This window comes from Flavobacterium sp. B114r, from assembly GCF_056824125.1.
Map to the genome: position 1 here is coordinate 3458872 of NZ_CP124858.1, position 15200 is coordinate 3474071.

Below are 15200 nucleotides of genomic sequence, written 5' to 3' on the forward strand. Positions count from 1 at the left end.
AAATACAATTATGAAAATAAAAATTTTAACAGCAATGGCATTCGTAATGCTTTTTGCTTCCTGTTCAGATTTTTTAGAGCAGGATCCAAATACTTCTCTTACAGAAGAACAGGCTTTTTCGACATTAAAAAATATAGACCCAATTGTTTTAGGAATGTATATCTCATGGAGAAATATACAAAAAGACAGGGGAGGCTTGATGTTTCAATTAGGAACAGATGAAACACAACAAGGTGCACTTCAGGTAATGACTACTCCCGGGCAAGCAGGATTAGATTATTATAATGGGTTTCTTTCTAAAGAGAATACCGCATTGGCAGAACAATGGGATTCTCGTTGGCCGGTGGTAAGTACTGCTGCAAAAGCCATATTTGCATTAAACAAGAATACAGAAGCTGATATTGAAAAAAGAAAAATATTATTAGGAGAAGCTAGTTTTATTAGAGCTACCATAATGTTTGAGTTAACACAGTATTGGGGAGAAATCCCAATTCTTGATGAAACACATAGCAAAGAATTAGGTCACGGAAGACAACCTTTGAAAGATGTCTATGCCTTTATTATAAATGACCTTAAGGTAGCTGAAGAAAACTTACCTCTTACACAAAAAAATCCATCTTTTCCTGTAAAATATCTGGCACAGGCACTATTGGGTAAAGTATACTTATATGCTCCTGAAGCATCTGGTGCACACGATTATACCCTGGCTAAAGAAGCATTTGCTAAGGTTATAAATTCCGGTAAATATAATCTGTTAGCAACTTATGCGGATGTTTTTAGCCCAGATCACGCTAATTCTTCAGAATCACTTTATGAGTTTCAGTTTACCAATGATTATCCGGATAACAACCAAATACAATGGCAAACAGGATCCAGAGCATTAGCAAACATAGATCAGTACGCTTATTTTGGAGGATACGATTTGTTGTTGCCTACAAAGTATTGTTATAATGATAAAACGAGCGGCGGAATTTGGGAATCTGGTGATAAGCGTAAAGATGCCAGTATCCGTTATGATTTTACTTATAAAGGTATTGTACCAACAATTCCGTCAGGTTTTGGAGGAGATGAACTAGATCCACACATAAAAAAGTATGAGGATATTCGTATCGATGGGAAACAATCGTTCTGGAATTCAGGTAAAAATAAACCTTACATCCGTTATTCAGATGTATTGCTTTGCTATGCAGAGTGTTTGAATGAATTAGGAAATACTCCTGACGCAGAAGGATTTGTAAATCAGGTTCGTAAACGTGGTTTTGGAGGATCATTACCTGCAGGAATGGAGTGGAGCGGACTTTCGAAAGAACAATTTAAAGAGCAGATGCTTGATGAGCGTATGCGCGAATTAGCTTTTGAAGGGTGGAGAAGAATGGATCTTATTCGTTCCGGAAAATTGGTACAGTACGTAAAAGCACGCAACAAATGGACTGCTGAAAGCGGTACCATTGCAGAATTCCACAATAGATATCCAATTCCTTTGGTAGAGATTCAGCTAAACGATGACATAAGCGATGCTGATCAGAATCCAGGTTATTAATATCAATTAAGACAGTTTTAATGTAATTTTTTATTTTTTGGTCTTGTGATTTTGGTTAGTCACAGTTTTGATTTGTAATGCCATTTTGGATTTAGGTAATAACAGTACTTAGGGAGTTTTCTGTTAGAAAAAACTTATTCCAAAATGGCATTCATTTTTTAATGTTTACAATTCGTAAACCAAGCAAGTAACAATATGAAGTTTAACACTATTCAGATTTATATATTTTTATTGGTTTTTACTATTTTATCATTTAGTATTTATGCTCAAAACAAAGTGAGTCTAAACTCTACTGATATTGTTTGGAAAGTCAAACCACAAGTAGAAGTAGGGCAGGACAGTCTTAAAATGCTTACATCAAATTATGCAGCTACAAATTGGGTAAATGCTGTTGTTCCCGGTACAATTTTTAATTCATATGTAGTAAGCGGATTAGAGAAAGATCCCAACTTTGGAGATAATATCTATCAGGTTGATAAAGCAAAATACGATCGCAGTTTTTGGTATCGCACGGAATTTAGCATTCCTGAAAATTTTACGAAAGATATTATCTGGCTTAATTTTGAAGGAATCAATCGTGAAGGAGATATTTACCTTAACGGAAAAAAGCTGGCGACTTTAAGCGGCATGATGCAACGTGGGAAATTTGATATTACCAAATTGATACATCGCAAAGAAAAAAACGTATTGGCAGTTTTGGTAAGTATTCCAAAAACACCTTTGAATAATTACGGAAGTCCAACTTATATTTCAAGCGCAGGCTGGGATTGGATGCCTTATGTACCGGGATTAAATTCAGGAATTACAGATGATGTTTATCTTACTAATACAAACAAAATAACCATTGCAGATCCTTGGATTCATACTAATCTGCCTTCAAACGCACGTGCCGATTTGGAAGTAAAAGTAGATCTTAAAAACTCATCTGCACAAAATCAGGAAGGAGTCCTAACAGGCGTTATAATGCCGGGAAACATTACTTTTTCTAAAAAAATCAATTTAGAGGCTAATGGGATTACCAGTATAAATTTAAGCAAAGAACAGTTTCCTGAACTTTCGATTCAGAACCCTAAATTATGGTGGCCAAATGGCTACGGAGATCCTAATTTATATACCTGTCAGTTTACTTTTAAAATAGGCGATGTCGTTTCAGATGCTCAAAAAATAACCTTCGGAATCAAAAAATACACTTACGATACGGAAGGCGGCGTTTTGCATGTTTCGATCAACGGAAAACGCGTTTTTCTTAAAGGAGGAAACTGGGGAATGAGCGAATATATGCTTCGTTGCAGAGGAGATGAATACGATCTTAAAGTGAAGCTCCATAAAGAAATGAATTATAATATCATCCGTAACTGGTTAGGTTCTACTACAGATGATGAATTTTACCAGGCTTGCGATAAATACGGTATTATGGTTTGGGATGATTTTTGGCTCAATGCAAATCCTAACTTACCCTTAGATATTCACGTTTTTAACAGCAATGTTATTGAGAAAATAAAACGTGTTAGAAATCACGCCAGTATAGCAGTTTGGTGTGGTAATAACGAAGGTTTGCCACAGCCTCCGCTTAACGGCTGGATCGCTGAAAATATCAAAACTTTTGATAATGATGATCGTTATTACCAGCCTTGTTCCAACACAGGAAACCTAAGCGGTAGCGGACTTTGGGGGAATAAAGATCCGAGGTTTTATTTTACAAAATATCCTGCAGCTTACGTGGGCACGGGAGATGGACCAAGTTGGGGTTTAAGAACCGAAATTGGTACAGCCGTTTTTCCAAACATCGAAAGTTTTAAGAAATTTATTCCTGAAAAAGACTGGTGGCCAAGAAACGAGATGTGGGACAAACATTTCTTTGGAGAAAAAGCCTTTAATGCTTCGCCGGATAATTATGATAAAAGTATCAATGAACGTTACGGAAAACCAAATAATCTCGAAGAATATACCTCAAAAGCCCAATTACTAAATATCGAAACCAACAAAGCCATGTACGAAGGCTGGTTGGATCATATGTGGGAGGATGCTTCAGGGATTATGATCTGGATGAGTCAGTCTTCATACCCTAGTATGGTTTGGCAGACGTATGATTATTATTACGACTTGACAGGAGCGTATTGGGGCGTAAAATCAGCTTGTGAGCCCATGCACATTCAATGGAATTCGGTAAATAATTCGGTTAAAGTAATCAATACAACAGGAACTGATTTCAAGAATTTAAAAGCTGAGGCCGAAGTTTATAATATGGATGGAAAACCGGTATCAAAATTCAAACAAAATGCGATTGTAGATTCGTATTCGAATACTGCGACAGAAAGTTTTGTGATTCCGTTTTATTCAAATCAAAAAAATCTTGCTTTTCAGAAAAATACGACAGCTTCTTCGACAGATGGAGGAAATACGAGAGACATTACAGACGGAGATTCTAATAGCCGCTGGGCAAGTAAAGCAACAGATGACGAATGGGTTTACGTAGATCTTGAAAATGAATACACCGTAAATCGAGTAGTTTTGAATTGGGAAAATGCATATGGGAAAGAATATAAAATTCAGGTAAGCACAGACGCTAAAAACTGGATAGATGCAAGTGTGATAAAAGAAGGAAAGCAAGGACTGGAAACCATTTCTTTTGATGAAGTAAAAGCACGTTATGTTAGAATGTTAGGTATAAAACGCGGTTCAGGCTGGGGATATTCACTGTATGATTTCAAGGTTTTTGGTGCTGATGCCAACACATCAGATTTGAGTCCGGTACATTTTATCAGATTAAAATTAAAAGACGCCCAAAACAAATTAGTGAGTGAAAACTTTTATTGGAGAGGAATCAACATGAAAAATTTTACGGATTTGAATAAACTCCCAAAAGCAAACGTAAATGTTTCAAATAAAGTGGTAAAACAAAATGGGAAATATGTTATAAAATCAAAAGTTTCAAGTCCGTCAGGGATTGCTTTTGGAGTTCACATACAAGTATTGAATGATAAAACCGAAGCCCAGATTTTGCCGGCAATTATAAGCGATAGTTATTTTACTTTACTAAAAGGAGAAAGCAAAGAAGTAACTGTAGAATTTGATGAAACACTTTTGAAAAATGGTGAAAAACCAGTTATAAAAGCAATTCCATACAATAAATAATAAGATTTGTATCCTAACAGGTTTCCAAAACCTGTTAGGTATGATTATGAAGACTTAAGAACATAATTTTAAACCTACAAGGTTTTGAAAACCTTACAGGATGCATAAAAACAATAAAAAACGACAATTATGAATATCAGAAAATTAAAAACACTGCTTTTTATACTATTGCCTCTCTTAGGCTATTCGCAAACCAATCCGTTAGAATTGTGGTACAACAAACCCGCCTCACAATGGGAAGAAACATTGCCACTAGGAAATGGACGTCTAGGTATCATGCCTGATGGCGGGGTTACAACCGAAAAATTAGTTCTGAACGAAATTACCTTGTGGAGCGGATCTTCGCAAGATGCCAACAATTATAAAGCCTATTCTTTTTTACCTCAGATCAGAGAATTGTTATTAGCCAATAAAAACAAAGAAGCCCAAAAACTGATCGATGAGCATTTTATATGCACAGGAGCTGGTTCAGGAAGCGGAAATGGAGCTGATGTACCATTTGGAGCATATCAGGTTTTGGGAAATATGACACTGAAATTTGATTACAAAACCCAATCAAAACCGGTAAATTACAGCAGGAATCTGGATATTCAAACCGCAGTTGCCGGAACTCAGTTTACGATTGACGGCGTAACGTATAAACGTGAATATTTTACAGGATTTGGAGATGATGCAGGTTTTGTAAGATTGACAGCAAGCAAAAAAGGAAAATTGAATTTCACTGTTCAATTAGACCGTCCGGAGCGTTTTAAAACCGTAAACGGTACCGATAATTCTCTTGTAATGACAGGACAGTTAAACAACGGAACTGACGGAAAAGGAATGAAATATAAAGCTAAGATAAAATCGCAGCTAATTGATGGAAATGCATCCTATACCAATAACGCAATTGAAATAAAAAACGCAACCGAAGTAATATTGTTTATCTCTGCCGGAACAGATTATAAAGATAAAAACTTCGAATCATCTGTAGATAAAATTCTGGATGCAGCAATGCAGAAAAAGTATGCCGATCAGAAGAAAAAACATATTGAAAATTATCAAAAGCTGTTCAATCGTGTGGTGCTGAACATCGGAAAAACGGCAAAAAACACATTGCCTACAAATGAGCGTTTAGATACTTTTATAAAACAGCCAGATTCAGACACGGGACTTCCGGTTTTATTTTATCAATACGGACGTTATTTAAGTATTAGCAGCACTAGACTAGGATTGTTGCCTCCAAATTTGCAGGGATTATGGGCGAAAGATGTACAAACGCCATGGAACGCAGATTATCATTTAGACGTAAATGTTCAGATGAATCACTGGGCATTGGAAACAGCCAATTTATCAGAATTGAATCTTCCATTAAAAGATTTGACTAAAGATCTTGTACCAAATGGAGAAAAAACAGCAAAAGCTTATTACAATGCTGATGGTTGGGTAGCACATGTTATTACAAACGTTTGGGGTTTTACAGAACCGGGAGAAAGTGCTTCATGGGGAATCACAAAATCGGGTTCAGGCTGGTTGTGCAACAATTTGTGGAGCCATTATTTGTACACCAATGATCAGCCATATTTGGCTGAAATTTATCCTATTTTGAAAGGAGCTGCACAATTTTATAAAAATATGTTAGTAAAAGATCCTGAAACGGGCTGGTTAGTAACATCGCCATCTGTATCACCGGAGAACTCATTTTTGTTACCAAACGGAGATGCATCTCATGTTTGTATGGGACCTACAATCGACAATCAGATTATTCGCGAATTGTTTAATAACGTGATAATCGCCTCTAAAAAACTTGGTTTAGATAATGATTTGAGTCTTGAACTAGACAAACAATTAAAATTATTACCGCCCCCGGGAGTTGTTAGTCCTGACGGAAGAATTATGGAATGGTTGAAAGATTATAAAGAAGAAGATCCTCAACACCGTCATATTTCTCATTTATATGGTTTATACCCAGGATCTTTGATTACTCCTGAAAACAAACCAGAATTGGTTGACGCAATTAAAAAAACACTTGAAGTAAGAGGAGATGATGGAACAAGTTGGTCAATTGCATACAAAATGCTGTTTTGGGCTCGTTTAAAAGATGGAAACAGAGCTTACAAATTATTAAAGACAATACTTAGGCAAACACACGATACCAATATTAATTACGGACCAGGCGGAGGTGTATATCCTAATTTACTTTCTGCAGGACCACCATTTCAAATTGATGGTAATTTTGGAGCAGCAGCAGGAATTGGCGAAATGCTGATTCAAAGTCATGCAGGGTTTATTGAATTATTACCTGCAATGCCGGATGCTTGGTTAAACGAAGGTGAAGTAAAAGGACTAAAAGCCGAAGGAAACTTTACGATAAACATCAAATGGGAAAAAGGTAAAGTAACAAAGTATGAAGTTTTATCTCCTATACCTACAAAAGTAAAAGTGAAGGTGAATGGAGAAATGAAAGAAGTTACTTCTACAAAATTATAAAATACACTTTTTAGACAATTAAGATTAAAAAAAATCGCGCCAAGCCGTAAAGCCGTCAAGTTTACACACATTTTTCTTTGCGACTCTGCGACTTTGCGCGAGATTTATTTGGCAAAGTCCCAAAGTTTAGGGATAGATATTTCCTTAATTTAATGACATTGCAAAAATGAAATTATGTTTCATAAATTCCCATCTTAAATCATGAATTTTACTAAAATAATACTCTTTGGAACATTATTATGTTCGATAGTTCTGGGAGCGCAAACCACAGAAAAAATAACCTCGCACGTAAACCCGTTTATAGGTACAGGAGCAGCTCATGGATCACCACTTTCAGGAAATAATTATCCCGGAGCAACAGTTCCGTTTGGAATGGTACAATTGAGTCCTGATACCCGTAACACACCAGATTGGAGCGTTGCAAGCGGTTATAATTATAATGATAATACGATTGCAGGTTTCAGCCACACTCATTTAAGCGGAACTGGTGTAGCTGAATTATTCGACGTGATGTTAATGCCTTTTAGTGGTACAATAGTAAAAGAAGAAGCAGGACAAAATGCGTATCAATCTAAATTTTCTCATGAAAAAGAAACTGCAAAACCGGGTTATTACAGTGTCGAACTTTTAGATTATCAGATAAAAGCCGAGCTTACGGCAACGACACACGCAGGTTTTCATAAATACAGTTTTCCAAAAAACAAAGAAGCTCATATCGTGATTGATCTGGATCATTCGATGAAAAAGTCCGATTGGAATACGCGCATTATTGCATCGCAATTGTCATTTCCTAATGATCATACGGTCGAAGGTTATCGCATTATTACGGGTTGGGCGCCAATGCGAAAGGTGTTTTTTCATGCCGAATTTTCACAACCTATAATTCGTAATCATGTTACGGATGGCGGAAATGTTTATGATAATCCCAGAATAGTCAATGGGAATGCCATTCGTGCGATACTGGATTTTGATACTTCAAAACAACAAGAAGTTTTGGTAAAAGTGGGTATCTCGGCAACTAGTATCGAAAATGCACGTCTGAATGTACAATCTGAAATTCCTGCCTGGGATTTTGATGGAACTGTAAATACTGCTGATGCTGTTTGGGAAAAAGAACTCAGTAAAATAAAAATTGAAGGTACAGCAGAACAAAAACAAATTTTTTATACGGCTTTGTATCACACTTTTATTCAGCCCAATACTTTATCAGATGTAAGCGGAGATTATCCATCAGCTGATTTTACAACCAGAAAATCATCAAAACCCTATTATTCAACATTCTCTTTGTGGGATACGTACCGTGGTGCGCACCCTTTGTACACCATTTTGCAGCCGGAACGTTCTATTGATTTTGTAAATAGTATGTTGGAATACTACAAAGTCTTTGGTTATTTACCAATATGGCAATTATGGGGACAGGAAAATTACTGTATGATAGGCAATCATGCTATTCCGGTCGTGGTTGATGCTGTGCTGAAAAATTTACCTGGCATTGATTTAGATTTGGCATTCGAAGCCGTTAAAAATTCTGCAACTCGTGAACATCCCGGATCTCCGTTTGGTATTTGGGAAAAGTACGGATACATTCCTGAGAACTTAAAATCACAGTCGGTTTCATTGACGCTTGAAATGGCTTACGACGATTGGTGTGTGGCTGAATTAGCGAAGAAGTTAGGTAAAATGGAGGATTACAATCATTTTACAAAACGTTCTCAATTCTATAGAAATCTATATGACAAGGAAATAGGTTTCTTTAGGGCCAAAGATGACAAAGGCAATTGGATTGGTCCTTTCGATCCATTGAAATATGGCGCAAATGGAGGATATCCGTTTACAGAAGGAAATGGTTGGCAATACTTTTGGTATGTTCCACAAGACGTAAAAGCATTAGTAAATTTAGTAGGAGGAGATCATCTTTTTACCAAAAAACTAGATGCTTTTTTTACATTAGAAGACAAACCCGAAGAAGTAAATGACAATGCTTCAGGATTTATTGGACAATATGCTCACGGGAACGAACCAAGTCATCATATTGCGTATTTATATAATTACGCAGGTCAGCCTTGGAAAACCCAGCAATATGTCGCAGAGATTTTGAAGAAAATGTACAACACAACTTCGTCCGGTTATTCCGGTAATGATGATTGCGGAGAACTTTCGGCTTGGTATGTCTTTAGTGCTATTGGTTTTTATCCTGTTAATCCTGCGAGTAGTGTTTATGTTATTGGATCACCAATAGTTAAAGAAGCTTCTATTGAGTTAAAAGGAGGAAAGACATTTAAAGTTATCGCAAAAAATGTTTCTGATAAAAATATTTATATCCAAAGTGCCAAATTGAATGGTAAAACCTATACCAAAACTTTTATTCATCAATCAGATATTGATAATGGTGGAGTTTTAGAATTTATTATGGGATCAAAACCAAATAAAAAATGGGGAAGTAAATTAGAGGATAGACCAGTTAATTAGATTTAAAATTATAAAATTGCCCACGGATTATGCGGGTTGAACGGATTTTCGCAGATTTTAATTTTATTATTAGAAAGCAATCTTGTCATCTCGACAGAGGAGAGATCACACAAGAAACTCCACAACTAAAAGAGCTGATCTTTGTCGATCTGCTGGTGTGATCCTTCGTTCCTCAGGATGACAAGATTGCGGAAATTGTATTAGTATAAAACCTGCTAGGTCTAATACTTGAATTGCCTCCGCAAGAAGCTAACATGATCTTGTCATCTCGACAGAGGAGAGATCACACAAGAAACTCCGCAACTAAAAGAGCCAATCTTTGTCGATCTTATAGTGTGATCCTTCGTTCCGCAAGATGACAAGATTGTGTCAGTTTTATTGTTTTAAAACCTGTTAGGTATAATATTTGAATTGCTTCCGCAAGAAGCTAACACAATCTTGTCATCTCGACAGAGGAGAGATCACACAAGAAACTCCACAAAAAATAGAGCGAATCTTTGTCGATCTTCTATTGTGATCCTTCGTTCCTCAGGATGAAGATTGTGTTTATCCATTGTGAGCAAAATAAAAAAATCCGTTTTTATCCGCGTTTTCGTGAAGCGAATCAGTGCGATCCGCGTGCTATATTCAATTCTCAGGATGACAAGATTATGATAAAAAAAACAAAAAGGTTTGATGAAATTAATCATCAAACCTTTTTTTGTTACTGAAGAACCAAAGTTTTCAAAACCTGTCAGGACTACATATTTAAACTACTAACTTAAACAGAAACTGATTCCTCATTCTTCAATAAAGACAAATGAATCGTAACGCCTGAATGACTTTTTTCTTCAGATAAAACACTTTCAAAAATTTCCTCAGCTTCTGCTTTTTTATCCAGACCCAGAAGTCCTAATCCCTGCATATACAAACAGTGAATTTTATTACGTTTGTCTAGATCATCTTCCCAAATCATAAGATCCGGAAGCGATACAGCAAAATAATCGATGGTAACATGATCGTTCAGATGTTTTTTTGCGTAAGCGACTAACTTCTCAAAACGTTTATCAGCTTCAGATTGTTGGTTTAATTTTAAGAAAGCCAATCCCTGATAGAAAATTTTATCCGGTTGCTGATCGTTATAGAAAATAGCAGCCGTTGGTTTGTCTAATCCCTGAGTTGCTTTATGCCACCAACTATTCGCTTGTTCTAAGTTGTTTTTCTTTTCGAAAGCAACACCCAGCCAATAATGAATGTCATTTTCCTGCGCTCCGGGTAATTTTCCTTCGCCTAAATTATCAGGATAAAATTGAGCTTGTTCCAGATTTTCGATTGCGTTATCGTAATTTCCTTCTGAGATTTGTTGTTTGGCAATTTCTGTTAAACTCGTAAGATATTGCCCGCTTACTTTTCCTTCACCGCCTTCCCACGGGTGAAAAATTCGGTTTTGTAATAAGGTTAGCGCTTTATCGTGTTTACCTAAAAGGTTGTACAAAGACACTCTTTCTAAGTAAACATCATCACGCTGAATCACCAATTCTAAATGTTTTTCTAAGAAAGCCAGTCTGAAAACCAAATCTCTATTCAAACGTTTGTACAATTGATCCAATTCCATTAGAATTCTCGAATCTTGTAAATCCAATGAAAATGCTTTTTCTAAACTGGAGAGTGCTTTTTCCGGATTGTTTAATTTATTGTAATACGCCAAAGCCAAATTACGATGTACAGTTGGGAAAGTATCATCGATAGCGACAGATTGTTCCCAACAGGATATAGCATCATCATAAAATTTTGAAGCATACCAAAAGTTTCCTAAATAATACAATGCTTTTGCGTCATTGGTTTGTTTCTGAATTACATTTTGAAGTAATAAAGCAGCTTCAATCTGATTTGGGAAACAGTAATCTGGTTTTGCCTGAGACGCCATTTTGAAGCATTTTTCGGCTTGACCTAAATCATTTAATTTTTCATAAAAAGAACCTGCGTAATACCACGCCATAGGGTAGGTTTCTTCGTCCTTAAGACCTTCACTCAATAAACCAATAGCTTGATTATATAAACCAGCCAAAGCATAATCTAAGGCATATTCTATATACGTATGAATGTTATTTCTGATCAATGAATTGAAATAATCCAACTCTTTTTTGTCATTGCTTAAAAGATATTTCTCATAAAGCAATCCGAAGTTGAAACAATCATTTTCAAGATAAGTATTCGCCAGTTTTAAAGCTTTTTCCTGTTGTCCTAATTTTCTAAGGAATGCAACCTGCAAATGTAACGCTTTGTGATCTTCGGTATTTTTAGAAATTGCCTTTTTGATATGCGTTAATGCCAATTCATAATCGCCATTTAATGCATCCAGTTGTGCAACATAGAAATAACCCTGATTTTGCCAGGCCGCATTCCACGTTGATTTGTAGAAAGCGTCGTATGCTTCTTTATTTTTATTCTGATATTTAAGACATAATCCTAAATTAAAATAAGCTTCGCCTTCATACGGATTTGGGTTTCTTTGGGTGAGCGTTTTTATAGCAGCTCTAAAATAAGGCTCGGCTTCTTCAAACTTCGCTCTTCGCATCAACCATAACCCCATCGCATTATTCGAACGAATATCTCCGGCATCACGTCTAATAGCTTCTTCGTAATAGGGAATCGGACTATAAGTGGCGTGTCTGTATTGTTCAAGATGCTGTGCGGTCAGGAACAATTGTTCGTTGTTTTCGATATCTTCAGGAGCAAGGGCAGGTTTTGCAGCTTCCGGGATTTCGTCTTCATTTGGTCCTTCGTACGTCCAGTCTACCAAAACTTTATTATCACCATCGGTTACAGAAATCGATAATCCTTCTAAAGATGTAGTATCAAAATTAATAGTTTCTTCGAATGAATTGTACGGAGAAGCATCATATTGTTTTTGAAATAAAATAGTATCGTTATTCTTTAAAGTAACCGTTGTATTTGGATAAACACCCGTTGTATAAGCTTTAATCACTAATTTATTATCGATGCTTTCGAGATTTACCATTGCATTTTTAGTCGCATTTTTCACGATACCTAGATCACGATACGGCATAAAATACTGCGTAAAATCCTTTTGTTCCCCCGGCATAATCCACGAGAAATCAGGCTGATTATCGGTGTAAACGCCACACATTAATTCGATATAAGGACCATCTTCGTCGGTAAGGTTACGATCCCACGCACGACCAAAATCTCCGTGACCCCAAGTCCATTGTTTTTTTCCGGGCGAAACATGATGATTGGCTACGTGCAATAATCCGCCTTTTGAATCATTTTCGTATCCGCCCACAAAATTATATTTAGACGCAATTGCCATATACGATGTTGGAACAGGGATGTTTTTATAACGCGAAATATCAGTTCCCGGAGAATAATCTACTTTATAATACGTTCCTTTTGCAATAGGGAAAGACGATACATCACGTTTTCCATGATCAAAAACAGCATTTACATCCGGCGGAAAAACCGATTGATAATCGTCATTTACCTTCACAGCAGGATTTGCCCACCATAAAAATGTTTGAGGAAACGAAGTTCTGTTATACAATTGTGCTTTAATTTCCAGATACGCTTTATCAGGATATAAACGGAAACCTGCCATACCTTTGGTTCTGAACATGCGCTCGACTTCGCTGCACCAAACCGTTGCGCTTCCGTCTTCGTGTTCTTCTATGTTAAAATCAACGGGATCAAAAGTGGTTGGTCTGTGGTGTTGTGGCCAGTTAAATTCGATTCCGCCAGAAATCCACGGACCTGTAAGACCTACCAAAGCCGGTTTTACAACCTGATTGTAATACACAAAATGGCGTTCTTTAGTTTTATCATATGCCATATGAACGCGTCCGCCAAGTTCAGGTAAGATCATTATTTTAACAAACTCATTTTCAAGATAAACGGCCTGATATTCTTTGTCGACTTTTTCGTCTGCGATTTTTTCAATAACCGGATAAGGATATACAGATCCGTTACTTCCCTGATACACTCTTTTCTCAATAAATACAGGATTTTTTTCAGGTTTACCCACCTCATAGGTTGGCAGGATTATTTTTTCCTTCCAAACATTTACTTTTTGCATGATGTAATGAAATTTAAATTATTGAATATTCTTTGATTTTTTATCAGCAACCATTAGTTCCTCAATCTCTTCAAGACTTTTGTTTTTGGTTTCAGGAAGTTTTTTGAATACAAACACAAATCCTAAGGCGCAGATAATACCGTACAACCAGAAAGTGCCTGATGTACCTAAGTATTCGTTAAAAATAGGGAATGTTTGCACCAATAATGCAGAGGCGATCCAGAGCGCAAATGTGGCTACAGACATCGCAACACCTCTGATTCTGTTAGGAAAAATTTCAGATAAAATCACCCATGTTATTGGAGCAAGGGACATTGCATAGATTGCAATGGCTAATAATACCAATAATAATAAAGGCAATCCGGTAACATTGGTATAATAAAAATATCCTAATAAAGCATAAATTACGGCAAGTGCACCGGAACCAAAAAGCATTAGTTTTTTACGGCCAATTTTGTCTACAGTTCCCATCGCAACCAAAGTAAAAATAAGATTGATACTTCCGGTAATGACAATATTCATGAACAAATCATTGATACTATAACCCGCCGAAACGAAGATTTCCTGCGCATAATTGAAAATGATATTAATACCGCACCATTGCTGGAAGGCTGCCAACACAATCCCGATTGTTAGAATGGGTAAAGCTTTTTTGTCCAGCAACATTCTGAAATCGGTTTTCTCGGTTTCGTGTGAGAAGGTTTCTTTTATTTTTACAATGGCATCTTTGGCATAGACCAATCCACCGATTTTAGTAAGTGTTTCTTCAGCAGTAGAATGATTTCCTTTTTTAGCCAGATATCTAGGACTTTCAGGAATTAAAAACATTAGGATAAAGAAGAGAACTGCCGGAAAAAATCCTGCCCAAAACATCCATCTCCAGCCCATTTGCCCATTCCATGAAGCCAAAATTTCGGCATGAGAATAACCTGCCGGAATAACCTCTGTAATCACCATATTGGTAATTTGTGCGGCAAGAATACCAATAACCACAGTAAGTTGGTTGATTGAGACAAAAAGCCCTCGTGTTTCCTGCGGCGCGATTTCGGCAATATATAAAGGGGAAATAGTCGATGCGATCCCAATTCCGATTCCTCCAATAATGCGCCAGATGATGAATATCGTAAAAGTTTCTGACGCTCCTGTACCAAGTGCAGATATAGAGAATAATACTGCGGCAACGATTAACATAGGGCGTCTGCCATAAGTATCGGCCAGTTTTCCTGCAACGGCGGCACCCGCAACACAGCCAACAAGCGCGCTGCTCATTGCCCAGCCTTGTAAAGCGGGAGAATCTGAAATGCCAAAATAAATTTCGTAAAATGGTTTTGCACCACCTATTACAACCCAGTCGTATCCAAAGAGTAGACCACCCAATGCTGCAACAAGGCTAATTGATAGTAAAAAGGTATAATTATAGTTTTTCATAAAAAGGTTTTAATAGCTTTTGTAAAATTAGCGGAATAGGAACCTTTGATTTATGGATATTTTTTTTGAATAGATGGATTATAATCT

General features: G+C 36.7%; 6 protein-coding genes. 4 read left to right on the forward strand and 2 right to left on the reverse strand.

Translation table 11 applies throughout. From position 1 onward, the window contains the following. The first annotated feature begins 10 nt into the window (after window positions 1-10). The 4 genes from QLQ94_RS14850 to QLQ94_RS14865 all read left to right on the forward strand — a co-directional run bounded on the left by QLQ94_RS14850 (window position 11) and on the right by QLQ94_RS14865 (window position 9613). Window positions 11-1540, forward strand: a complete 1530-nt coding sequence (locus QLQ94_RS14850) for a RagB/SusD family nutrient uptake outer membrane protein (RefSeq protein WP_427402818.1) — start codon at window positions 11-13, stop codon at window positions 1538-1540. Between the two features lie 195 nt (window positions 1541-1735). Continuing rightward, window positions 1736-4675, forward strand: coding sequence for a discoidin domain-containing protein (locus QLQ94_RS14855; RefSeq protein WP_427402817.1), 2940 nt, complete (start codon window positions 1736-1738; stop codon window positions 4673-4675). Between the two features lie 129 nt (window positions 4676-4804). Beyond that, window positions 4805-7144 carry a glycoside hydrolase family 95 protein gene (locus tag QLQ94_RS14860; protein ID WP_427402816.1) on the forward strand — a complete coding sequence of 780 codons (2340 nt, stop codon included), beginning with the start codon at window positions 4805-4807 and terminating at the stop codon, window positions 7142-7144. Between the two features lie 201 nt (window positions 7145-7345). Beyond that, a complete protein-coding gene (locus tag QLQ94_RS14865) occupies window positions 7346-9613 on the forward strand; it encodes a GH92 family glycosyl hydrolase (RefSeq protein ID WP_482497608.1) in 2268 nt (755 codons plus the stop codon). A gap of 760 nt (window positions 9614-10373) precedes the next feature. On the opposite strand, the gene QLQ94_RS14870 is transcribed toward QLQ94_RS14865, so the two are convergent. Continuing rightward, window positions 10374-13685 (reverse strand): DUF5107 domain-containing protein, encoded by a 3312-nt coding sequence (locus QLQ94_RS14870; protein WP_271337130.1) that lies wholly within the window; start codon window positions 13683-13685, stop codon window positions 10374-10376. A gap of 18 nt (window positions 13686-13703) precedes the next feature. Further along, window positions 13704-15113, reverse strand: coding sequence for a sugar porter family MFS transporter (locus QLQ94_RS14875; RefSeq protein ID WP_271337129.1), 1410 nt, complete (start codon window positions 15111-15113; stop codon window positions 13704-13706). Window positions 15114-15200: the final 87 nt, after the last annotated feature.